Source organism: Chryseobacterium sp. 'Rf worker isolate 10' (assembly GCF_050753305.1).
In the GTDB taxonomy this organism is placed as follows: Bacteria; Bacteroidota; Bacteroidia; order Flavobacteriales; family Weeksellaceae; genus Chryseobacterium.
Genome location: NZ_JBOZOF010000002.1, coordinates 777,162 through 799,666 on the forward strand (window position 1 = coordinate 777,162; position 22,505 = coordinate 799,666).

20 protein-coding genes are annotated in these 22,505 nt (G+C 37.3%); 8 read left to right on the forward strand and 12 right to left on the reverse strand.

All coding sequences use genetic code 11. The features are described 5' to 3' along the window. Window positions 1-114 precede the first annotated feature (114 nt). From LKL37_RS13510 to LKL37_RS13520, 3 genes are all read left to right on the forward strand, one after another. Entirely contained in the window at window positions 115-1,128 is a 1,014-nt protein-coding gene (locus tag LKL37_RS13510; protein ID WP_105700952.1) for a nucleoid-associated protein, read from the forward strand. A gap of 133 nt (window positions 1,129-1,261) precedes the next feature. Further along, complete coding sequence (locus LKL37_RS13515; protein ID WP_431611068.1) at window positions 1,262-2,152, forward strand: hypothetical protein; 891 nt, start codon at window positions 1,262-1,264, stop codon at window positions 2,150-2,152. Window positions 2,153-2,237: 85 nt separating this feature from the next. Then, the gene (locus tag LKL37_RS13520; RefSeq protein ID WP_431611069.1) at window positions 2,238-3,011 is read left to right on the forward strand and encodes a cyclase family protein; all 774 of its coding nucleotides are present in this window, start codon (window positions 2,238-2,240) and stop codon (window positions 3,009-3,011) included. A 92-nt stretch (window positions 3,012-3,103) separates the two neighbouring features. Here LKL37_RS13520 and LKL37_RS13525 read toward each other — a convergent pair whose 3' ends face one another. The 6 genes from LKL37_RS13525 to LKL37_RS13550 all read right to left on the reverse strand — a co-directional run bounded on the left by LKL37_RS13525 (window position 3,104) and on the right by LKL37_RS13550 (window position 10,298). Further along, window positions 3,104-3,856, reverse strand: a complete 753-nt coding sequence (locus tag LKL37_RS13525) for a succinate dehydrogenase/fumarate reductase iron-sulfur subunit (RefSeq protein ID WP_431611070.1) — start codon at window positions 3,854-3,856, stop codon at window positions 3,104-3,106. Between the two features lie 12 nt (window positions 3,857-3,868). Then, the gene (locus LKL37_RS13530) at window positions 3,869-5,785 is read right to left on the reverse strand and encodes a fumarate reductase/succinate dehydrogenase flavoprotein subunit (protein ID WP_431611071.1); all 1,917 of its coding nucleotides are present in this window, start codon (window positions 5,783-5,785) and stop codon (window positions 3,869-3,871) included. A gap of 11 nt (window positions 5,786-5,796) precedes the next feature. Then, the gene (locus LKL37_RS13535; RefSeq protein WP_431611072.1) at window positions 5,797-6,453 is read right to left on the reverse strand and encodes a succinate dehydrogenase cytochrome b subunit; all 657 of its coding nucleotides are present in this window, start codon (window positions 6,451-6,453) and stop codon (window positions 5,797-5,799) included. Window positions 6,454-6,469: 16 nt separating this feature from the next. Next, entirely contained in the window at window positions 6,470-7,900 is a 1,431-nt protein-coding gene (locus LKL37_RS13540; RefSeq protein WP_431611073.1) for an anion permease, read from the reverse strand. Window positions 7,901-7,920: 20 nt separating this feature from the next. Further along, window positions 7,921-9,087 carry a porin gene (locus LKL37_RS13545; protein WP_431611074.1) on the reverse strand — a complete coding sequence of 389 codons (1,167 nt, stop codon included), beginning with the start codon at window positions 9,085-9,087 and terminating at the stop codon, window positions 7,921-7,923. Window positions 9,088-9,248: 161 nt separating this feature from the next. Then, the gene (locus LKL37_RS13550; protein ID WP_431611075.1) at window positions 9,249-10,298 is read right to left on the reverse strand and encodes a linear amide C-N hydrolase; all 1,050 of its coding nucleotides are present in this window, start codon (window positions 10,296-10,298) and stop codon (window positions 9,249-9,251) included. 381 nt (window positions 10,299-10,679) lie between these two features. Between LKL37_RS13550 and LKL37_RS13555 the strand changes: the two genes are divergently transcribed. From LKL37_RS13555 to LKL37_RS13565, 3 genes are all read left to right on the forward strand, one after another. Continuing rightward, window positions 10,680-12,878, forward strand: a complete 2,199-nt coding sequence (locus LKL37_RS13555; RefSeq protein WP_431611076.1) for an ATP-binding protein — start codon at window positions 10,680-10,682, stop codon at window positions 12,876-12,878. A 21-nt stretch (window positions 12,879-12,899) separates the two neighbouring features. Further along, window positions 12,900-13,451 (forward strand): biliverdin-producing heme oxygenase, encoded by a 552-nt coding sequence (locus tag LKL37_RS13560; RefSeq protein WP_431611077.1) that lies wholly within the window; start codon window positions 12,900-12,902, stop codon window positions 13,449-13,451. Window positions 13,452-13,569: 118 nt separating this feature from the next. Further along, complete coding sequence (locus LKL37_RS13565) at window positions 13,570-14,496, forward strand: malate dehydrogenase (RefSeq protein ID WP_034699354.1); 927 nt, start codon at window positions 13,570-13,572, stop codon at window positions 14,494-14,496. A 221-nt stretch (window positions 14,497-14,717) separates the two neighbouring features. On the opposite strand, the gene LKL37_RS13570 is transcribed toward LKL37_RS13565, so the two are convergent. After that, window positions 14,718-15,635, reverse strand: a complete 918-nt coding sequence (locus tag LKL37_RS13570) for an alpha/beta fold hydrolase (RefSeq protein ID WP_431611078.1) — start codon at window positions 15,633-15,635, stop codon at window positions 14,718-14,720. A 52-nt stretch (window positions 15,636-15,687) separates the two neighbouring features. Between LKL37_RS13570 and LKL37_RS13575 the strand changes: the two genes are divergently transcribed. Together LKL37_RS13575 and LKL37_RS13580 are read left to right on the forward strand one after the other, a co-directional pair. Continuing rightward, window positions 15,688-15,810: a hypothetical protein gene (locus LKL37_RS13575; RefSeq protein ID WP_431611079.1), complete on the forward strand. Its 123-nt coding sequence runs from the start codon at window positions 15,688-15,690 to the stop codon at window positions 15,808-15,810. A 426-nt stretch (window positions 15,811-16,236) separates the two neighbouring features. Next, on the forward strand, window positions 16,237-16,641 hold the full coding sequence (locus tag LKL37_RS13580; RefSeq protein ID WP_431611080.1) for a helix-turn-helix domain-containing protein: 405 nt from the start codon (window positions 16,237-16,239) through the stop codon (window positions 16,639-16,641). Between the two features lie 180 nt (window positions 16,642-16,821). Here the strand turns inward: LKL37_RS13580 and LKL37_RS13585 are convergent, their stop codons facing one another. From LKL37_RS13585 to LKL37_RS13605, 5 genes are all read right to left on the reverse strand, one after another. After that, window positions 16,822-17,214: a hypothetical protein gene (locus LKL37_RS13585; protein ID WP_431611081.1), complete on the reverse strand. Its 393-nt coding sequence runs from the start codon at window positions 17,212-17,214 to the stop codon at window positions 16,822-16,824. A 70-nt stretch (window positions 17,215-17,284) separates the two neighbouring features. After that, window positions 17,285-17,617, reverse strand: a complete 333-nt coding sequence (locus LKL37_RS13590; protein ID WP_431611082.1) for a hypothetical protein — start codon at window positions 17,615-17,617, stop codon at window positions 17,285-17,287. Between the two features lie 104 nt (window positions 17,618-17,721). Beyond that, on the reverse strand, window positions 17,722-18,072 hold the full coding sequence (locus LKL37_RS13595; RefSeq protein WP_431611083.1) for a hypothetical protein: 351 nt from the start codon (window positions 18,070-18,072) through the stop codon (window positions 17,722-17,724). Window positions 18,073-18,362: 290 nt separating this feature from the next. Beyond that, the gene (locus LKL37_RS13600; protein ID WP_431611084.1) at window positions 18,363-18,728 is read right to left on the reverse strand and encodes a hypothetical protein; all 366 of its coding nucleotides are present in this window, start codon (window positions 18,726-18,728) and stop codon (window positions 18,363-18,365) included. An 8-nt stretch (window positions 18,729-18,736) separates the two neighbouring features. Further along, complete coding sequence (locus tag LKL37_RS13605; protein WP_431611085.1) at window positions 18,737-22,504, reverse strand: DUF6443 domain-containing protein; 3,768 nt, start codon at window positions 22,502-22,504, stop codon at window positions 18,737-18,739. Window position 22,505 lies beyond the last annotated feature (1 nt).

The window sequence follows — 22,505 nt, forward strand, 5'->3', positions numbered from 1 at the left end:
AAATTCAAAGAATTTTTGACGGGGTGGTAAAATTTATCCGGTACAAAATGACATTTTTTAAGTTTCGCAGAAAGAATAAGAATGAATATCTTTGCAGTCCAAATATTCAGAAAAATGTTTTCAAAAATAATAGTACACAGAGTCGGAAATAAGATCAACGGGGATTCCCTGACGATTTCACAGGAGGAATTGAAACTGGAAGAAGGAATGGCAGAAATGCTTGAAGATTACTTTTTAGGCTCCTTTAAGTCGGAAGAAACGTTCCATTTTTACAGTGACACTTACCTGGTAAATAATCCGGTTTACAGTGCAGTATCAGAAATTTTTGATGATAAAGCTAAGTTCATCTGGGAATCTGAGAACATTGCAAAACACCTTTTTGAAGCGGCTGAAAACCCAAGAGTTCAGAGTGGAGAACTTTTCATTGTTCTTTTTGAAGATGAAAGTGACCGCCCGGATAAAGTAGACAAAATCGGAATCTTTAAAACAGAGAAGAGAGAATCTTTCCTGAAAATTAATCCTTCCGAAGAAACTTTTGATATTGAAAAAGATCAGGGAATTGGCTTATCTAAAATTGATAAAGCTGCTTTGATTTACAACAACAATAAAGAAACCGGATATGTACTTTCTGTAGTTGACAACAACAAAAATGGAGATATGTATTACTGGTTCGAAGATTTTCTGAAAGTAAAACAGCGTGATGATGAATATTTCCACACGCAGGAAGCTTTGATGGTCTATAAAGATTATATCACAAAGCAACTTCCTCAGGAATTTGAAGTTTCCAAGGCAGATCAGGCAGATTTCCTGAATAAATCTATCAATTTCTTCAAAGAAAAAGAAGAATTTAAACTGGACGAATTTGCCAATGAAGTACTGGGAGACGAACATGTAATTGAAAGTTTTGTAAACTTTAAAACAGACTACGAACAGGACATGCAGGTAAATATCGCTGAAGAATTTCCCATCAGTGAAGCAGCGGTAAAAAAGACACAGAGACACTTTAAAAGTATTATTAAATTAGATAAAAACTTCCACATCTACATCCACGGAGACAGACAAAAACTGGAAATGGGTGAGGATGATAAAGGAAAATACTACAGACTGTATTTCGAGAAAGAGGTGTAAAAAGAAGTCGGCCAATCCATAATAATATCATAACTTTATCAGACCACACAAAATAACAGTTATGAAATTCATGATCATTTTCTGGGCCGTCTACATCCTTTTTTTCTGTATACCTTTTCCGATATTCATTTATATGATGACTTCGGAAGAAACAGCAGAACCGAGAAATTCATTAGCCGTGAGCTATGGATATCTCGGTTTTTCTTTTGTAGTATGGGGCTACATTCTTGTTTACTTTGTTCATAATCTTTTTATTAAAACATTTAAAGAAAGAAGCACCATTCAATCAATTTTGCAAAATGGTGTTCCAAGAGAGGCCAAAATTATTGACTACAAGCTTCTGAAATATGATCCAAAGTCTAATATCAACATCATTGAGATTGTTCTTTCTTTTGCTAATCTGAGGAATGTTCAGATCGAACACAAGATGATGTTTCATGATATAAAGCCTCTGGAAAAAAGATTTGATACAGGAAATACCGTTACAGTTTTACTCAATCCCAATCCTTCAAAAAATCCTTATTTTATTCTGGCCGGTCAGCAGACCCAGTTTAACTCTTCGGGAATGATTCTGAGATTTATATTCATAGTGTTGATGATCGCTTATGTGATGGGGCTGTATTATTATTTCTATACCAAAGAATCTTATGATTTTGGGTGGAGTTTTCTCACCTTTATGCACCCGATTATTTTCAGCGGTGTGATGATTCTTATTTTCGTATTGATTTTCCAGTTTATTTTTGGAAAGTTTTTCAAGAATGAAAAAGAAGAACGCCTAATGTTTATGGGACGAAATGCTAAAGCCAATATCATCAGTGTAAGCCAGACTGGACTTACGGTAAATGATCAACCCCAAATCATGTTTCAGGTAAGTTTCAAAGATTTCAGAGGAACGGAACATATCACTGTTTACAAGAAAATTGTCAGCCTTTTGAATCTCTCTTCTGTACCGAAACAGGGAACCGTTGAAATTATATATGATGAAAATGATCCGAAGAAAATTATTATTCCTAAAGGTATTTAGAGTAGAAAAACTAAAATGAGAAAGGGAAAAAATGCTAAATTACTTTTGCCTTATTCATTATCTTTGCTTCCTTAGCCTAAATCATATGAAAACAACAATTGTCGATTTAACAAAACCGATTCAGTATAATGCAGGAGACCCATGGTTCATGCGGGTAAAAATCAAACATAAAGCCCATAGGAAATCACACTGGTTGATTAGGTTGGCATTGAGACTTCCATCAAGACTTTTCCCTAAAAACTGGACAGGCTGGGCAGATGATACCATTAAAAATATGGGACTTCATGCCACTACTCATATTGATGCTCCATGGCATTATGGGCCTGTTGTAGAAGGGAAACCCGCTAAAACGATAGATCAGATTCCGCTGGAGTGGTGCTATGGAGACGGAATTGTAATCGACTGTACCCACAAAGAAGATTTTGTTGCCATCACCATTGATGATCTGAAAAAAGATTTGGATAAAAACGGAATCACGATAAAGGAAGGAAATATTGTACTGATCAGAACCGATCGTGATAAAATGATGGGAACCCCGGATTTTGTAGAAAAAGGAACAGGAATGAGCAAAGAAGCTACAGAATGGTTGATTGACCAAGGCGTAAAAGTAATGGGAATCGACCAATGGGGCTGGGATCTTCCTCTGAAATATATGGCTCAGAAAGCCAAAGAACTCAATGACCCCGAGTTCTTCTGGGAAGGCCACCGTGTAGGAATCGAAAAAGAATATTTACACATCGAACAGCTTACCAATCTTGGAGCGCTGCCTCCATCCGGATTTAAAATCTGTGTATTTCCCCTTAAAATTGTGGGTGGTTCTGCTGCTCCGGCGAGAGTGGTGGCGATGATGGATGCATAAAAAGAAAAAAATCACCTTTGGCAAAAAATAAAAGGACGAATTTGATGATTCAAATTCGTCCTTTTACCTATTATTATCTTTGTTTTTTCAGACTAATTTTTCTTCCTGAAAAACAAAGCTCTGTTATACTCAAAATTCATTCTTGCTATATTCAGGACGGAAATTCCCTGAGGACATTCCACTTCACAGGCTTCCGTATTGGAGCAGTGCCCGAATAATTCCGTATCCATTTGGGTAATCATATCCAAAACTCTCTTGCTTCGTTCTTCTTTTCCCTGAGGAAGGAGTGCCATGTGTGTGATTTTTGCAGAGGTAAACAAGGCTGCACTTCCATTTTTACAGGTAGCAACACAAGCTCCACATCCGATACATGCCGCAGAATCAAAGGCTTCCTCAGCGGTTTGGTGAGTCACCGGAATAGAAGTCGCATCAGGTGCCTGACCTGTATTGACAGATACAAAGCCTCCCGAAGAGATAATTCTGTCAAAGGCAGAACGGTCTACTTTTAAATCTTTTTTCACCGGAAAAGCTTCGGAACGGAATGGTTCTATCAAAATGGTTTCTCCATCCTTAAAAGACCGTAAATGAAGCTGGCAGGTAGTTGTATTTTTCAAAGGACCATGGGCAATACCGTTAATCATCATCCCACATTGTCCGCAGATTCCTTCACGGCAGTCGTGATCAAACTCTACAGGCTCATCCCCTTCAATGATCAGTTTTTCGTTTAAGGTATCCAGCATTTCTAAGAAAGACATATGAGAATTCAGTCCTTTCAGGTCATAACCGACCAGTTTTCCTTCACTTTTTCTGTCTTTCTGTCTCCATATCTTAAGATGTAAATCCATAATTTTTGTTTTTTATTTGTAACTTCTTACCGTTGGCTGAATCTCTTCAAAGATCAAAGGTTCCCTGATCAGTTCAGGTTCGGCATTTTCACCTGCCCATGCCCATGCCGATATAAATTGGTATTCTGCATCATTTCTCATGGCTTCTCCGTCCGCAGTCTGGAATTCTTCTCTGAAATGAGCTCCACAGGATTCGTTACGGGTTAAGGCATCATAGCACATCAGTTCTCCTATTTCGAAATAATCGGCTACACGGCCTGCTTTTTCCAGTTCGGTATTCATTTTATCTCCCTGTCCGGAAACTCTTACATCTTTGTAGAATTCCTGTTTTAGTTTTCGGATTTCCTGAATGGCGTATTTCAGCCCTTCTTCATTTCTGGCCAGTCCGCAATAATCATACAGGAGTTTTCCTAATGTTTTGTGGAAATAATCAACGGTTTTAGTTCCTTTGATATTGATAAAATCGTTGATCTGTTTTTTAACTGCATTTTCCGCCTGTTCAAATTCAGGAGTATCCGGTGAGATTTTTCCGGTGTGAATTTCATCAGCCAGATAATTGGCAATGGTGTAAGGAGCAATGAAGTATCCGTCTACAGAAGCCTGCAGAAGTGAATTCGCTCCTAATCTGTTCGCTCCGTGATCTGCAAAATTAGCTTCACCCAAAGCAAACAATCCCGTGACAGTAGTCATCAGTTCATAATCTACCCAAAGTCCGCCCATTGAGAAGTGTGCAGAAGGGGAGATCATCATGGGTTCTTTATACGCATCATATCCTGTTATTTTAAGATACATATCGAATAAGTTCCCATATTTTTCCTGAATCTTACCTTTTCCCTGTTCCTGTATCGCTTTTGAAAAATCAAGATAAACGGCATTTTTCAACGGTCCAATTCCGAAACCGGCATCAATTCTCTCTTTGGCTGCACGGGACGAAATATCCCTCGGAGCAAGATTTCCAAAAGCCGGATATCTTCTTTCCAGATAATAATCTCTTTCATTTTCAGGAATATCATTGGGAGGTCTGTTTTCACCTTCTTTTAACGGAACCCAGATTCGTCCGTCATTACGTAATGATTCGGACATTAAAGTCAGCTTAGACTGATAATCTCCGGATTGCGGAAGGGAAGTAGGATGCACCTGAATCCAGCTTGGGGAAGCCATTAAAGCCCCTTTTTTATGGGCTCTCCAGATTGCAGAGCCATTACAACCCATGGCAAGAGTGGACAGGTAATAGATTTTTCCGTAACCTCCCGTTGCCAATATTACAGCGTGTGCTGCATGTCTTTCAATGTCTCCTGTGTCTAAGTTCCTTACGATAATTCCTCTGGCTTTCCCATCAACAGTAACCAGATCCAGCATTTCGTGTCTTGAAAATAATTGTACAGAACCTTTTCCGACCTGTCTCATCAAGGCCTGATAAGCACCCAGAAGAAGCTGCTGTCCCGTTTGTCCTCTCGCATAGAACGTACGGCTTACCTGAACGCCTCCGAATGAACGGTTATTCAGATATCCTCCATATTCACGTCCGAAAGGAACGCCTTGCGCTACAGCCTGGTCGATGAGGTTCAGAGAACATTCTGCCATTCTGTATACATTGGCTTCACGGGCTCTGAAATCTCCTCCTTTCAAGGTATCTACAAACATTCTGTAGACACTGTCGCCATCGTTTTTATAATTTTTTGCAGCATTCACACCTCCCTGCGCTGCCACAGAGTGTGCTCTTCTCGGGCTGTCCTGGAAACAGAATGATTTCACATTGTATCCCATTTCTCCCAAGGAAGCTGCGATTGAACTTCCTGCCAGTCCGGTTCCTACAACAATGACATCCAGTTTTTTACGGTTGGCAGGGTTAACGAGTCTTGCTTTCTTTTTATAATTTCCCCATTTATGTTCCAATGGGCCTTGTGGTATTTTTGAATCTAAAATCATGATCGTTCTGTTTATTGATAAGTAAAAAATACATAGATGGGCATCAATGCAAAACCTACACAGATAATGATTGAATAAGCAATCCCAACAGTCTTAAACCATTTTACAAACTTAGGATGGTAAAGTCCCAGTGTTCTTACAGCACTGTGTATCCCATGAATAAGATGATAACACAGAGCGATCATTGATAAAACATAAATGATAACATACCACCACTCTTTAAAGACATTCACGACCAGAATGTAGAGATCTTTATTTCCGTTTTGATCCAAAGGAGGGGTTCCGAATTTGTAGATATACCAGAAATTCTGAAAATGAATTACCAGAAAGATCAGAATCAACGTTCCTAGAATTCCCATATTTCGGGAAGCCCATTTGCTGGCTCTTCCACGTCTGTCTTTGTTGTAATCTCCACCAGACTTTCTGTTTTTTAACGTGATAATTAATCCGTCTACTGCATGCAGAATGATACTGGCATACAAAACGTAGGAAACTATTTTGATGATAATATTTCCTGATAAAAAATGCGAATACGCATTAAACTGCAGGTGTGCCTGCTCTTGCGGAAGGAAAAGCTGAAGATTTCCAAGGAAATGAATCAACAGGAAGAATCCCAAAAAGAGTCCGGTAAGGCACATCAGCATTTTTCTTGACAATGTTGATAACATATTTTTGATTTAATGATTAATAATATCCTAAGACTTTCATCCACAATCCTCCTACAACCATATAAATGATCAATAGAACGATTCCTATTTCAAGACCTCTTACCCACCAGGCTTTCAGGTCAACATATCCGCTTCCGAAGAATACCGGAGCCGGACCGTGCCCGTAATGCGTAAGCACTCCATAAATAGATCCCATGAAACCAAGCATCATCGCCAATAACATAGGTGGAATTCCCAAGGAAACACCCACGCCAAGCAATGCAGCATACATCGCAGCTACGTGAGCCGTAGCACTGGCAAAAATATAGTGACTGAAGAAATAGACTATAATAATCACCGGGAAGGCTACCTGCCAGCTCAAACCTCCAATTTGTACTTTGATAAGATTACTGAACCAGCCAATGAATCCCAATTCATTTAAAGAACTTGCCATCATTACCAATACGGCGAACCAAACGATAGTATCCCATGCTCCCTTTTCTCCTTTTACGTCTTCCCAGGTTAATACTGAAGTTAACAGCAATAAGGTTAATCCGATGAATGCTGTAGTGGTAGCATCAATAGAAAGTGCACCGCCAAATATCCAAAGCGCTAACAGAATAAAAAATGCAAGCAGCATCAGCCATTCGTTTCTGGAAATAGGTCCCATTTCTTTTAATTTCTGAGCGGCCATTTTCGGAGCATCACCTGTTTTTTTCAGTTCAGGCGGATATAATTTGTACAATACCAACGGAACCACAAAGAATGCTACTGCACCGGGAATGAAACCTGCGGCAGCCCATGACATCCAGGTAATATCAATACCAAGGTTGGCTGCAAATTTCTGACACATCGGGTTACTTGCTGTTCCGGTAAGGAACATGGAAGAAGCGATAAGGTTCATGTAGTAACTGTTCAACGTTAAGAATGATCCTAATTTTCTATGGGTTTCCGGTTTTTCAGGAACGGAATCAAAGCTTATTGCCATAGATTTCATGATCGGGTAAATAATTCCACCTCCTCTTGCTGTATTACTTGGAATAGCAGGAGCCAGACAAACATCGGCAAGTCCTAATCCATATGCCAATCCCAGTGAGCTTTTTCCAAAAACTCTGATGAATAAGAAGGCAATACGGTTTCCCAATCCTGTTTTAATAAACCCTCTGGCAATAAAAAATGATATCCCGATTAACCAGATTACTTTGTCTCCGAAACCGGAAAGGGCTTTAGTGATAGATTTTCCTGCGTCTCCCGGAGCAACAACTTGTGTAAGGGCTGTAAAACCAATGGCCATCATACACATAGTACCCATGGGAGCGGCTTTAAGTATGATTCCTAAAATGGTGGCTGCAAAAATGGCAAACAGATGCCAGGCATTCTCTGCAACACCTTTCGGAGCAGGAATGAACCATATGATCAACGCAACAACAAATGTGATCGCTACGTTTTTAATATTAATTTCTTTCATGATACTAACTATTTAATCGTTTAAAATCTGCTCTGTACTTGTACAATGAACAGATTGTTATTGTATTGTGATGTATTTTCTATTTGATACTTGTAGCGGTCAAACTGTACGCCCAGCTGAATTCTTGCGCCATAGTTTTTCAGAAATTCCAAACCGAACATGGGGGTAATCGTTTGTCTTGGGTTGGAAGCCATTCTGAAATTGGTATCAAGATATTCGTAACGGCAAGACAATTCGAAGGCACTCAGATTTTTGTGATTGATCTCATATCTTAAATTCGGAAGGAAATAAGCACCTCGGATCAGATACTGATCAGGATTATCAGGACGCAACTCAGGAGCAATGGAATTGTAAAGAACGTGGTTGGTAGCCTGTTTAGCTTCCAGCTGCATATCAAGGCTCCATTTCGGATCAAACTGGATCAGTGAGCTGAGATCTACTCCCAGAGCATATACTTTTTTGCTGAAAACTTCCCCGGTACCCGCGTTGAGTCCTACGTTGAAATTATATTTTTTGGAAAGTCCAAAAACCAGACGGGTAGAATATTGTTTTCCGTTATCGTTGTCATTGATTTGATTCTTTCCGTTTCCGTTAACTATAGAAACTGCATATTGGAATGGTATTTCTCCAAGCTGAAGCTGTCCTGTGGCAGACATCCCGATCTGGAAACTTGTCCAGCCCAGTTTTCCGAATTCTGTGTATTGATTGGACCAGTCTAAAGATTTAATAATGTCAATAGGATAAGTCTCTTCAATACCGAACCAAGGTCTGAACTGTCCTACGGTAATTGCTAATTTAGGATTGAAAGTGTACTTCAGATAAGCATTTTCAAGAACTCTGCTTTTGGGATCATTTTTAAAATCGGCAAGGTTGGCTAAAACAACTACTTCCGTACGTTTGCTGATCTGTGCCCGAACCTGAACCCTCATGTATTTGAGCATGAAATTGTTATCAGTTCCGGAACCATCGGTATGATGAAGTCCGTTTACATCAACATCTTTACTCATCCCTACCAGATAACGCGCCTGAAAGAGGCCTTTGATCTGCAGCTGCGGATATTTTACATTGTCTTCTTCCTGTGGAGGAGGTGTGGTCTTCAGAGAATCCTGATTTTGCGCATAAGCAGATAACCCGCAGGCCAGCATGCATACGATCAGGCTTTTCTTTTTAGTCGAAAAAAAGGCCATATCTTTTTTGTTTTTATTGTGGAACTTTATTTACCCCATATTTCTTACTGTAAATGAACCTGATGACAGTTGTTTGAAATCATCATTTGGCATACTTAGATCCTTTCCTCTGCTGAAGACAGAATGTTTTACTTAGCGTAAGGATTTTTGTGGTGAAATATCTATTTTAATCCTAAGAATGTGAATGGGGCAGATTCTTTAAAATTTGCATTGGATTTACCGTTATAGGTGTTGTTATTACTCAGATCCAGTTTCATCACCTTTCCTTTAGGGCTCAAATCAAAATCTTTAAGGTCTACCCAAAAGGTGTTTGGAGTAAAAACCGTTTCAAAATAATACACCAGGTTTTTCTGATCCGAAACAGAACGCCATCTTGTTGATGAAATATTCGGTTCCGTTGCAGAAGTGATTCCGTAAGGAACAGAGCAGTTTCTGATCACGCTGAAAACACTGGCTACCGCTGTACGGGTATCTGCAGTCTGCGGAATTGCATTGATGTAATATGAAGCTCTTACAAAACGGTCTGCAGCACGGTTAGTTCCCGGAAGCATTACCGTTCCCGGAATCCCTTTCCAGTAATTGTTAAGTGCCAGCTGTTCTTCAAAAACAGGAGAGTTGGTCATTACCGTATAAGACGGATCATGATGAATAACCAGTTTTCCGTCAATATATTCAAATACCGCATTGTCTCCTGAAGCATCAGAAATGGAAAGATGAACGGTTGTAAATCTTTCTGTTCCCGGAATATAATCACTTACAATAACGAACGGTTCTTTTCGTGAAAATTCTACCGCTTCTTTTACCGTAGCAAAATTATCAAGATAATATTGTGCCCATAATGAAATGGCAATTCCCTTTTTACTTCCTTTTCCATCAAATTTTGGATATTGGGATTCTCCTAACCAAAGTAAGTTGGCAACCAATCCTTTCTCATTCATCCCATCTGCAGAAGCTATGTCCCATGAAGAGCTGATAAGACTCCCGTATTTGGTGGTCCACTTTACAGATTTAGAGCCTACCTGCCCGTTGCGGTCTATTCCTTTTGGAAAAACCCAAAGGTTGGCCGGAATCTCATCACGCCAATCCATAGATCGGGCTGTGATAACGGTATTCTGGGGACCTTTGTAGACGACCCTTGTGCAGGCTTCTGATGGATTCCATAATCCCATAGAGAGGACCAGAGAAAATAAAATTAATGGGAACTTTTTCATAATAGTATTATTTGAATTTAAATTTTATATTGAATTTATTATGAATAATTCAATGTATTTTTATCATATTCATTATTTGGTGATATAAATTTAACAAAATTTGTTTAAATAAAACAATTATTAAGGTTAATAATATGCAATCCATGCTATGAATCATGGTTAAAGATTGAACAGTTTGATTATTAGATTTTTTTTTGTATATTTTAGAGATATGGCATAAAAAAAGGTAAAAAATGAAGAATATTTTAATGTGCTTTTAATACTTTTTTCCCTTGGAAATCTCCCATGAATGCTTGAAAGTGTGAACTTTAAAATCGGATACCACAAAAGTGAAAATTGTTTAAAAAATCATTATATTTGATTAATAGACTGAAGAGATATATGAATTTTGTAGAATGTCATGAAGAACCTATCCATATTCCGGGTTCTATACAAAGTTTTGGTTACTTGATTGGCATTGATGCGGATTCCCGTACCATCACTTTTTTTAGCAGGAATATCTCGGATATATTTACAATCGAAAGTCCGGAAAAGCTTTTCGACAGGAAGCTTACAGACTTTCCGGAAAGTTTTCAGAGTATTATCAATTCGGAAATATATACTTCACTGGAAAGATTTACCAGACGTAAAAACGAAACCTATTTTGACAAGATTTTCATCGGCGAAAAAGAATATCACTTTTCTGTTTTCAGGAGTGAAGCCCATATCTTCCTGGAATTTGAAGAAGTACTGATCAATCCTGACAAACGGATTTCCAATAAATACGATAATTTTTACATCATTGATAATGAAAAGGAACTCTGGAATCATCTTCTGGAAACCTTGACGAAGGTAGTGAACTATGACCGCATGATGGTTTATAAATTCATGATGGACGGTTCCGGGAAAGTAATTGCGGAAAGGAAAAATGAAAACATGGAAAGCTTTCTTGGTCTTCATTATCCGGAATCTGATATTCCGAAACAGGCACGCGATCTTTATCTGAAGAAAAGAAAAAGAATTTTCAGCAATGTGTTTGCCGATACTGTTCCCATTTTAAGCAAAAGCCTTGAAAGTATTGATCTTACCTTTTCAGCATCCAGAGGGATGTCGCCTATTCATGGGCAGTATCTTAAAAATTCAGGAGCTGCTTCAAGCTTCAGCGTTTCTATTATTATTGATGATCATCTCTGGGGGTTGGTAACCTGTCAGAATGTAGAACCAAAGCATATCGACCTGGAAGATAGAGTACAGGCCGGAATTTTTACAGCACTGGCAGCAAATGCCTATTCATCATTCAAATCCAAACGTGAGCTGAATTACCGCCTGGAACTGAATGAAAAAATAGCTGAACTAAAAACGAAATTTTTAAAACACAATCATCTGCTTGATTCTCTTATTGAAAGTAAAACAGAGATACAAAACTTACCGGAAGCAGATGGATTAGCCATTATTTCGGATGACAGCATTATAACATCGGGAAGTACACCGGACATTGAAAGCATTGCAAAAATTATACAATGGGCATTGGGACATACCAATGACCGTATTTATGTAAGCAGAAGCTTCCTTAAAGATCAGGGTGAAGAACTGAAACTGTCTACAAATGCTGCAGGAGTGATCATCTATTTTATCGAAAGAGATAAAAACGAGATGCTGATCTGGTTCCGTAAAGAGTTTGATGAGCATATCGACTGGGCGGGAAATCCTGAAAAAAGAGTAGCTGTTTTTTCTCAAAACGGAGAGGAAAGACAAATGATATCGCCCAGAACCTCTTTCCAGATTTTTACAGAAAACATTAAAGGGTATTCCACAAGATGGAACTCCCGAAATATAAGTGCAGTGCATGCTGTACGGGATTTAATTTTAGAAACATCCCACAAAAACTATAATGCTATCAAAAGCCTGAATGATGAGCTTAAGAAAGTGAATGAAGAGCTTGACAGTTTTTCTTATACTATTTCTCATGATTTAGGAACTCCACTGACAGTAATGAAACTGAATGCACAGATGCTTCTGGGAAATCTTGCCGGAGATACTGAAAAAAGCAAAACAAAGATTAATACGATTATTGAGGAGATTGATAGTATGGCTGAAATGATGCAGGATGTATTGCAGCTCAGCCGTGCTAAGCACAGTGAAGTTCAGCTTGAAAGTCTGAAAACAGCTTCTACGATCTGCAAAATTTCAGAAAATGCTAAAATGACGTACGGAAGCCCGACCAGTGAGGTTATTATTAAAGAATGTCCTGATGTTTTAGGAGATAAGACAATGCTTCACCAGGTATTTCTGAATATTATCAATAATGCCGTAAAATATTCTTCTCACAAAGAGAATCCAAAAGTGGAAATAGAAGGAACGGAAGATGGGGAGGTTATTATTTACAGAATTTCCGATAATGGTATTGGTATTCCCGAAGAGGAAAAGCATAAGATGTTTAAGATCTTCAACAGAATGGATAATGCCAAGAAATTTAAAGGAAACGGGATCGGATTGTCTATTGTGCACCGTATCATGAAAAGAATTGGTGGAAATGTGGATTTTGAAAGCAATGGAGAGGGTACTTCTTTTATTTTAACGTTCAAAAAGCCCTATATTTGAGAAACTTTTAAAACGTTATTTATGGTATCAGAATATCTTAAACAGAATACAGCAGATTATCACGATGCGGCAGAGAAACTTTTTAATTCTGAAAAGATTTTTAATAAAACCTTCACCCTGGAGGATTATAAAAAAATTATCCATACCAATTATCTGATGCTTCTGCACAGTGAAGATAAAATCTTCAGCAGTCTTTCTGATAAGTATGCAGAAAAACTTCAGCTGGATGCGAGAAAAAAGCTTTCCCTTATCGAAAAAGATCTGAAAAGCCTTTCTCTGAATAATCAGGAAGCTTCTCATCCTCTTGAATTTAATAATGAACATGAAGCGCTTGGAGCGATGTATGTGATTGAAGGTTCTACGCTTGGAGGAAATGTGATTGCCAAGCAGCTATCTAAAACGGAAGGTTTTGATGAGGTTACCTTCAACTTTTTCGGATGTTATCAGGAGAATACAGGGCCAATGTGGAAAAATTTCAAGGAAATTCTGGATACTGAAGTAGCAGAAGAAAACTACAATGACGTGCTTTCCGGTGCTAAAAAACTCTATACGTTTTTACTGAACGTCAACTAATTTATTTTAATTCTAATTAAATTCCTGAAAAATTGCTCAATTTTTCAGGAATTGTTAAATTTGGGGAGTTTCAAATTTAAACTTAACTAACAAAAAATAATTTTTAAAAAGTAACAATATGAAAGTAACTGTAGTAGGTGCAGGCGCTGTAGGAGCAAGCTGTGCGGAATACATCGCAATGAAGAACTTCTGTTCAGAAGTAGTTTTGGTAGACATTAAAGAAGGGTTTGCTGAAGGGAAAGCAATGGATTTGATGCAGACAGCATCTCTTAACGGATTTGATACAAAAATTACGGGTACAACAGGAGATTACAGCAAAACTGCAGGTTCTCATGTAGCGGTAATCACTTCCGGGATTCCTAGAAAACCTGGAATGACAAGAGAAGAATTGATCGGTATCAACGCAGGTATCGTGAAAGAAGTTACTGAAAACTTAGTAAAACATTCTCCGGAAGTAATCATTATCGTGGTTTCTAACCCAATGGATACTATGGCTTACCTTGTTCACAAAACTTCAGGTCTTCCTAAGCACAAAATCATTGGAATGGGTGGTGCATTAGACTCTGCAAGATTCAAATACAGATTGGCTGAAGCATTAGAAGCTCCAATTTCTGATGTAGACGGAATGGTAATCGCTGCTCACAGTGATACGGGTATGCTTCCATTATTGAGCAAAGCTACAAGAAACGGTGTTCCTGTAACTGAGTTCTTAAGTGATGAGCAACAAAAATATGTAATTGAAGAAACTAAAGTAGGAGGAGCTACTCTTACCAAATTATTAGGAACTTCTGCTTGGTATGCTCCAGGTGCAGCAGTTTCTGTAATGGTTCAGGCAATTGCATGTGACCAGAAGAAAATGATTCCTTGTTCTTTAATGCTTGAAGGAGAATACGGACAAAACGATATCTGCTTAGGAGTTCCTGCTATCATTGGAGCTAATGGAGTAGAATCAATCGTAAATGTAACATTGACTGCTGAAGAGCAATTGAAATTCGCTGAAGCTGCTAATGCAGTAAGAGAGGTGAATGGAGATCTGAAATTTTAATAATTACCCGCTTTAAGCAGGAATTAAAATAATAAAGCCCGGCTGTTTCAATTTGAAACAGCCGGGCTTGTTTTTTGAGCAATATTGAATCATTAAGAAGAATGAAGAAGGTATGATTGATTAAGAAAAATCAAATGATTTTTTAGGTTTAATAGTTTGAGGGATTCGGCGCGGCCGGAGGCCGCGCCGAATCCTATCATCATAAAATTTTCAATACAAGATCACCTCGTGGTATTCACAAAACGACTTACAGCATTCACAAACTCATTATTTTTCTCATAATACAGAAGATGTCCGCCATCAATAACAACTACTTTTTGATTGGGAAACCGGAAAGTCTTATAATGTTGAGTTCCGACTGCTTTATCTTTTTTTCCTGTTATAACAAGCACAGGAACTTTGATATCTTTTGTGATCGGAGCATAATCGGCGTAGTATTCCGGAAAATCTTTAGGTTTTGAGATAACAGCCATTCCGAAGTCGATGATACGGGGATGGAGAGAATCAATTTTATCAGATTCTTTTATGGTTTCGATATCTTCAGTCAGGAATTTATATCCGATTCTTTTTTTTCTTAATGCACTGCTGATTTTTGAGAGTTCTGAAGAAAGACTGTCTTTAGGGATTTCTCTGTTTCTTGCCTGTAAAAGGCTGTTTCCGTATTCAATCTGTTCTTTTACAGATTCATCATTCAGGAAGTGGAGTGTTACATTGGCAAGAATGAGTCCTTTGGTATGCTGGGGATATTTTTTTGCATAATTAACAGCTATAATTCCGCCAAAAGAATGAGCCAGTAGGAAGATCTTTTTCAATTTAAGATGCTGTCTCAGTTCTTCAATATCCTGAATCATTTTGTCAAGGTGATAATTTTCAGAAGTGCCGGATTCGCCTGAGCCCCGCTGATCCATATAAATCATCTGCATATTTTTTTCCAGATTGTTTCCGCCCATCAATTCAAAAGATGGATATCCCTGTCCGGGACCTCCGGGAATATAAATACAGGCTTCTCCTTTTCCGGAGACTTTATATTTGATCTTTACATGATCTGAGGTTTCATAAAAGCTTTCAGATGTGTGATTCTGAGCTGAAACTACAGTCAGGGAAACGAAGAAAAAGAGTAGGAGGGCAATTGTTTTCATATTATTATAACAATTGTGAAGGGGTGTTTATTACTAGAATAACAAATAATCAATGTTTACCCCTATGAATGAAGTTTTAGGAGCACATCAGATACATCTCCTGGAATTTGTAAAAGCGAAACTCATTAAGCTAAAAGAATCTTTGGGAGAAAGAGATGGTGAATACTTTATTTGAAGTTTATCAAAAAATACGATCACCAGCTACTTTCACAACATAATATACCCCTTGAGTAAGGGGGGATATCCGGTTATATAAGAGGCTAAAGGGAATTTCATAATGGTCTCTAACCACTTTGATTAAGGCTATAGATACTTATACAACTGGCTAGAGGTCGTTACCTAAAAGGCCGGAGGCACTTATGAACTGACGATAGACACTGGATGAGGTGTCTGGAGACAGTTTACGAAATGGTTACAGCAAATTAATGAGTGGCTGCAGAGACTTACTGGAGTGACCGAGAGCACTTCCGAACCTGCTGAAGACAGTTTATAAAATAGTTCCCAACACTTTAATAAGTAGAAGAGGGATATTTTACCAGACATTTTTTAACCTTTACTTTACAGAATGTATTATCTTTGAATCTTCACAAATTGATTAAGAATGGACTACAAAATACATCAGGGAAGAAATGTAAAACGTTTTAGAGAAATGCTGGGAATAAAGCAGGAAGCATTGGCTCTTGATTTAGGCGAAGACTGGAACCAAAAGAAGATTTCTTTACTTGAACAAAAAGAAACCATTGAAAACCAACTGCTCGAAAAAATATCCGAAGTACTGAAAATTCCCGTAGAAGCTTTTCAAAATTTTGATGAAGAACAGGCTGTGAATATTATAGCGAATACTTTTCAAGATGATGCTGTTGCTTATGCTGAACAATACAAATGTAACATCAACCCAATAGATAAAATTATCCAACTTCACGAAGAAAAAATCGCTTTGTATGAACGTATGCTGAAGGAAAAGGATGAAATGATGAGCAGGCTGGAAAAATTGCTTGAAAAGTAAGAGATAAAAGATAAAAACCACTGCTGGAGCAGTGGTTTTGTTTTTTTGTGGACACGAGCGAGACGCTCAAGCCAGCGGGGGGCTCTTTCCCATTATATTTATATTTAAAATTAGAGTATTGAAAATCAATACTCTAATTTATTACCAGCACGTTTGAAATATTATTTGAAATTTCAAAAATTAATAGTAATCATATTTTATTGCAAATACCCAAAACACAATACATAAAAATGTAAAAATTAACACAATTTTTCTCGACTCTTTTACAATTTTTTTATTTGCATAGAAAGTATTGATTTTTTCCGTCAAATCGTCATCACCAATTAATTTAGAAGTTACGAAAATGTATCCAAAAGCGATTCCTATTATTATTGGATACAGGAATACTTTTGAAGGGAGTCCAATAGTTTTATCTACTATCATTAATGTTGGAAATTCTAATAATAACCATAAAGGAAACCCCAAAGATAATATTGAGTAAAAATTTTTATTTTTATGTGTTTTATAATAAATATGTGTTTGCAAATAACACTCATAATAAGCGTATAGATAAGCATTTTTAATTTTATTCATAATTTATATAACTAGAGTATTGAATTTTCAATACTCTAGTTTGTTGGAATATTCCCTTGGTTTATATTCTTTAACCCAATTCTAGATTATTTTCATTTGGAGATGTAAAATCAAAAAAAACTTTTGAATAGTCTTCTGCGAAAACAAACAGCCTATTCGTAATATTATACCTTACAACAACAACAAATTTTACATATTCAACAGATTCGTTTTTAATTAAAAGAAGATTATTTAAGATCTCATATGTTAATTCTTTTATACTTTCGCTTTTAGCTAGTTTATTTCTTCCTTTATAAGACATAATTACATCATCCAACAATAAAGGATGATTTGAATATGAGATTTCAAAATCATCTAATTGAGGATCATATTCTTGTATTTTACGATATATCAATTTTTCCATTTTTTTAGTAACATTTTGTTTTATTATTGAGAGATAGGGAGAGCATATTCTACTAGAAGAAGATGCACATAATATGTTCTTTTACCAGTAAAATGAAGTTATATTTAATTGTTTATATCCCGCCATAATATTCCTAATATTTGAGTCTCTTTATCATTGATAAATATAGTAAAATCCTTTTCGTTATAATCAAAGTTAGAAATAATCACACTTTTACTATTAAATATATTAAGATTGTTTAATAGTTCATCATAGCCTTGAATTTTTAAATTTTCATTTACAGTATGATTGATTTCATTTCTTACAGAGTATATAGAATTTGCTTTATTTTTATCGATAAGAATATATTCAAATTTATCTATTGATTTTAAATAATTATATATGGTTACATATAAATAATTATCACTTTGCTTTTTAAATAAATTCAATATTCTTTGAAAGTTGCTTGTTTCCATTTACTTGCGTTTTACTATTGTTGGTATCTGTAACTTCAAGAGCTCCTTCGCTGTTTTTTGCAAAACTTATCCTGGTTGAACTACGTTCGCAGCCTTCGTCAAAGCTACTCTTTCACTTGTATGTCAAGATGATCTATGTACTGGTAAATATATTGGTTTCTCTAGAAAACAGAATAAAAGCCACTGCTTTTTGCAGTGGCTTTTGTATTTTACTCACAGGCCCGAGTGATACGCTCGCTCCAACGGAGGAATGCTTTCTTTAACGGAGAAGATAAGTGTAAATTGTTTTATTACAGTCCATTACCTTTCGTAAAATCTCTTTTTAATTTATTTTTAAAATCTTCAAAGTCGGCATGAAAAAAATAGGGTGGAGGTGTAGCAAACCGAAATATTAGCTCGTCCATAAAAAAAGCTACTCTTTCCCAACAGTTATCTTCGTATTCATCATAATTATATTTATGATGTATATTCTTGCTAAATTCAACAAAATCTTTTTCTGTCAAATGATATTTATTTTTATACAAATTTATGTATTCAAATATTGAAAAGAAGAAATCTCTATACTGATCTATAGTGAGTCTAGAGAGATTTTCTGGATTAAATTCAATATATAATTTTTCTAAAATTTTTCTTATGATAATATCTCTTTCTTCCATATATTTAATTATTTTACGGGTTGCCAAGCTGGGGCAGTACTTTGAATCAATGCTCTAAATGTTCCTACATTCATAGGGATCGCAGGTCGAATCTGTCCATAGTTTGGAACATCGGGATTCAGAACTGGTAACCCTACTAAACCATAAGACATTAAAGAGCTTGCTGGTATTCTAAAAATTGTTCCTTTTCCTCTGCTAAAATCAGGAACATTAGGTGGTATTACATCACCATAGCCTACAGTAACAGATAAACCATTTGCGAAAAGGGGTGTTATCATCGTAGAGTTAGAAAGAAGATTAACATCTCTATCTCTTAAGCCTAGTTTATCTAGACCTTCTCCAACCATAGGCATACCATTTACATTTCTCATATTTCTGTATAAATATAAATTACTAGATTCATCAGCAGGTTCATCTGTTATTCCTGTAACAGGTACATTCCAGGGTAAATCTCTTGTCCAGTTATATTCTGGATCTTTCATCATTGTAGGTGTTAAGACGGCTCCTAAAGTTGTTGCTCCAATTGCTACTGAAGCTGCTTCTACAGTTGAAAAAAATTCTGCAATTCGTGTTGCTTCTCCAACTTCAACAGTAGGAATTCTAGAAATTGTAGCCCCAGGTGCAAACATGCTAATTCCTGCACCTTTATTTCTTCCTAACAGTCTTCCAAAGAAATTACCTATCCGATTAAAAATATTAGGTTTTGGCCCTTGAGCAGGTCCACTACCGCCACCTTGCCCATCATTACCCAGGGCTTTAGTCTCTATCATTGTACCTCCTTCATTACGGTAATACAATGGCATATTTCTTTCGTCAGTCAAACCTGTTCTACCTAAGAAATCTAATATAGCACTTCCTGAATTGTATCCCCCCTGTAGGTTATCTATCGTAAGTCTTCCATCCGGATCTATAAACCTTATTGGGTTGTTGTTTCCATAATGGTATGGGGTAAACCTTCTGGATGCTTCAGCTAATGGATCAATCACGCCCCATCTGCCTAAATCCGGCATGTACATTCTTGCTCCGTAATCAAACATCCCAGTTTCCTGAAGTTCTTTCCCATTATATTTATAAGAGTAATAACCTCCAAAACTGGATATACTTAACATTCCTGAAATATGGTTGAGGCCAAAAGGATAATAATTGTTGGTATCTGTAACTTCAAGAGCTCCTTCGCTGTTTTTTGCAAAACTTATCCTGGTATTTCCAAGATGATCCCTGTATTGGTAAATATAGCGGTTTTCTGTGAAACTGTAGACTCCTTCTGCAGTGGGAACAAAATCTAAATTCCACACTCCCTGTCCTGGAAGCCCAATACCATTTACTCCTTTATAAGCCTGCTGTTCAAAAGCATTTCCGGTTCTGCATGTTAAACATATTCCGCCTCCTGCAGTATAGCTGTATTGGAAACCATCCAGATAATCCGTCATCTTGGTACTCGTTGATCCACGAAACGGTGTAGTAGAAAATGTTTTTCTTAGTTTGGTTCCATCTGCACGGTAAAGATAATCTATAATACTGCTTGAAGATCCTCCAAACGGACTTCCCTGCTGAATTGTATAATTATTGGAAAGATTCAGGTAGTTGTATCCAATAGATTGAATGCCCTTATCCAGCATATCTTTCATATTTCCGTTCAGATCATAAGTAATAGGGTTGTTTCCTCCTTCATATCCTGTGTCATTCAATGAGCTTTCTATGACCTTATCCAGGCGGTTTCCTGTATACTGATAGGCAAGATCATCCACAAGAGTAGAGGTAGTTCCTGTTACCGGAAAAGCATTTCTTCTCAGCGTGGCGATATTTCCGTTGAGGTCGTAGGTCAGGTTCTCATTATAATTGTTGTTATAAGGATTGGTAGCATTTGGTTCTGTATAGATTGCATCTTTCAGTCTGTTAAGAACATCATAGGAGTAAGAATATCTTTTCAAAACATTTTCAGATGAATTCTTCCAGTCTATTTCTGCTACATTCCCATTAAATTTCCCGGAAGCAATATTGGTATAAACAGGATTCTGGTATTTTATTTCATAGCCAAAAAGTTTACCGTTCAGGTTTGCCGGATCGTTGATTTTAGTAAGCCATCCTCGGATGTTATAAGTGTAATCAACAGTCTGAAGGGGAGAAGCCGCAGAAGTTCCGCCTACTTTTTTAGATTCCAGCTGAGAAAGCTCATTATACTTATTCTGGGTCAGGATCTCCGGAGTATTGCTGTCTATCTGATGGGTATGGGTAAGCAGCCTGTTTTGGTTATCGTACGTGAACGTTTCAGTAATCACTCTCTCCGTATCGGTATTTAATCTTTTGTGATAGGCTTTTGTCTGAAGTGGTACTCCCACAAAATCCAGGTTTGATTCTGTTTTGGTATAACCTCCTAAATGATTAATAGAGTATCCTCCAATGGCTCTTCCTTTGGTATCGTAATAGCTATAACTCTTAGTCCAGTTGTCATCCTCTATATTCTTTACAAGGCTCATGACGGGTAAGGTTCGTGTGCTTACATTTCCTGCCGGATCATCTGTCATAATTGTTTTTCCTGCAATATTTGAAGGGAATGAAGGATTGAAACTATACTGCGGATAGGTGTCATAGTAGTTTACAGATAATAACTTTACCCAAACAACATTAGGATAGGTTTGGTTCGGATCGTAAAAAACATCCATACCTTCACGGTTAAAGAATGGGAAGTCGGTTCTTTTAACATTATTGGAAACAAAATTATTGGCTAAAGCCTGTTCTGAAATTCTGTTTCCTCCGGCTGAGATTCCGGTAAAGGCCACTCTTCCGAACTGGTCATATTTGGTATATAACCATTGTCCTTTTTGGTTTAGCTCAGCATCCTGGCTTCCTACCAATCTGTTTTGTCTGTCATAGATCATAGATTCCAGGCCTTTTCCCGGAAGTTTCTTTTCTACGAGTCTTCCTTTATTGTCATATTTGTACTGATAGCAGAGATCATCCAGAATCTGCTGCGTTACAACATTGTTATTAGAGGTAATCTGAGCCTCTGCTTTCGGAGAAATGACATAGATAAGCTGCCCATAATCGTTGTAGAGATAATAGGTATCTGCATTTTCTGTAGCGCTAATAACTTTTCTAGCCAGAACAGTTTGTCCCAATCCATTGGTAAATTCAATGGTTTTATTACCATCTTCATCCGTTCCTGAATTTTTCACCAATACTTTTTCATTATAGAAAGAAACGGTAGGAACAGATGAAACTGTTGTCGCGCTGACCCATGAGTTGGTAAAAGAGAACTTCTTAACTTTGTCTGAGTTTTTGTTGATTTCATAGGCTGCTTTTCGGGTATGACCTGAATTCATAGCCCACTCAGCTCCGGGGCTTGCGGTTTCGAGCACTCTCGCTAGGGGAGAAGCTTCCAGTTTTTGTTCGGAATACGCGTTGGGAACTCCGTAATAAGTATTGGCTGTGGCTTCAGAAACATTCTGTATTCCAAGGTTGGAAGTGGGCATTGGAACCGGTAAAATACTTCTGGTTTGTCTTCCCAGCTGATCATAGGTAACCGGCATTACAATATCCTGCCCTAAAGGAGTAGATTTTACCTGAATGGTCTGTTTGGGTCTTCCCAAACCATCAAAATATTGTATGGTTTCTGATTTTTTACTGCCGTCTTCAGATAGAGAAACTTTGCTGTAGACATAGTTCTCTGTCGTAGTCTGTGCAAAAACAGACATAGAAAGAGCCAAAGCGAAAACCGAAACATATTTTTTCATCTTCAGTTTTCCTGTATGGGTTATGTTTGTATTGTTTTTCATC

Bases quoted from the DNA above. Each gene is read 5' to 3' on its own strand.
- LKL37_RS13575 (WP_431611079.1), top strand. From the start codon at position 15,688: ATGTTTACCCCTATGAATGAAGTTTTAGGAGCACATCAGATACATCTC.
- LKL37_RS13555 (WP_431611076.1), top strand. From the start codon at position 10,680: ATGAATTTTGTAGAATGTCATGAAGAACCTATCCATATTCCGGGTTCT.
- LKL37_RS13525 (WP_431611070.1), bottom strand. From the start codon at position 3,856: ATGGATTTACATCTTAAGATATGGAGACAGAAAGACAGAAAAAGTGAA.
- LKL37_RS13560 (WP_431611077.1), top strand. From the start codon at position 12,900: ATGGTATCAGAATATCTTAAACAGAATACAGCAGATTATCACGATGCG.
- LKL37_RS13515 (WP_431611068.1), top strand. From the start codon at position 1,262: ATGATGACTTCGGAAGAAACAGCAGAACCGAGAAATTCATTAGCCGTG.
- LKL37_RS13545 (WP_431611074.1), bottom strand. From the start codon at position 9,087: ATGGCCTTTTTTTCGACTAAAAAGAAAAGCCTGATCGTATGCATGCTG.
- LKL37_RS13590 (WP_431611082.1), bottom strand. From the start codon at position 17,617: ATGGAAAAATTGATATATCGTAAAATACAAGAATATGATCCTCAATTA.
- LKL37_RS13605 (WP_431611085.1), bottom strand. From the start codon at position 22,504: ATGAAAAACAATACAAACATAACCCATACAGGAAAACTGAAGATGAAA.
- LKL37_RS13540 (WP_431611073.1), bottom strand. From the start codon at position 7,900: ATGAAAGAAATTAATATTAAAAACGTAGCGATCACATTTGTTGTTGCG.
- LKL37_RS13530 (WP_431611071.1), bottom strand. From the start codon at position 5,785: ATGATTTTAGATTCAAAAATACCACAAGGCCCATTGGAACATAAATGG.
- LKL37_RS13585 (WP_431611081.1), bottom strand. From the start codon at position 17,214: ATGAATAAAATTAAAAATGCTTATCTATACGCTTATTATGAGTGTTAT.
- LKL37_RS13535 (WP_431611072.1), bottom strand. From the start codon at position 6,453: ATGTTATCAACATTGTCAAGAAAAATGCTGATGTGCCTTACCGGACTC.
- LKL37_RS13565 (WP_034699354.1), top strand. From the start codon at position 13,570: ATGAAAGTAACTGTAGTAGGTGCAGGCGCTGTAGGAGCAAGCTGTGCG.
- LKL37_RS13600 (WP_431611084.1), bottom strand. From the start codon at position 18,728: ATGGAAGAAAGAGATATTATCATAAGAAAAATTTTAGAAAAATTATAT.
- LKL37_RS13520 (WP_431611069.1), top strand. From the start codon at position 2,238: ATGAAAACAACAATTGTCGATTTAACAAAACCGATTCAGTATAATGCA.
- LKL37_RS13510 (WP_105700952.1), top strand. From the start codon at position 115: ATGTTTTCAAAAATAATAGTACACAGAGTCGGAAATAAGATCAACGGG.
- LKL37_RS13580 (WP_431611080.1), top strand. From the start codon at position 16,237: ATGGACTACAAAATACATCAGGGAAGAAATGTAAAACGTTTTAGAGAA.
- LKL37_RS13570 (WP_431611078.1), bottom strand. From the start codon at position 15,635: ATGAAAACAATTGCCCTCCTACTCTTTTTCTTCGTTTCCCTGACTGTA.
- LKL37_RS13595 (WP_431611083.1), bottom strand. From the start codon at position 18,072: ATGGAAACAAGCAACTTTCAAAGAATATTGAATTTATTTAAAAAGCAA.
- LKL37_RS13550 (WP_431611075.1), bottom strand. From the start codon at position 10,298: ATGAAAAAGTTCCCATTAATTTTATTTTCTCTGGTCCTCTCTATGGGA.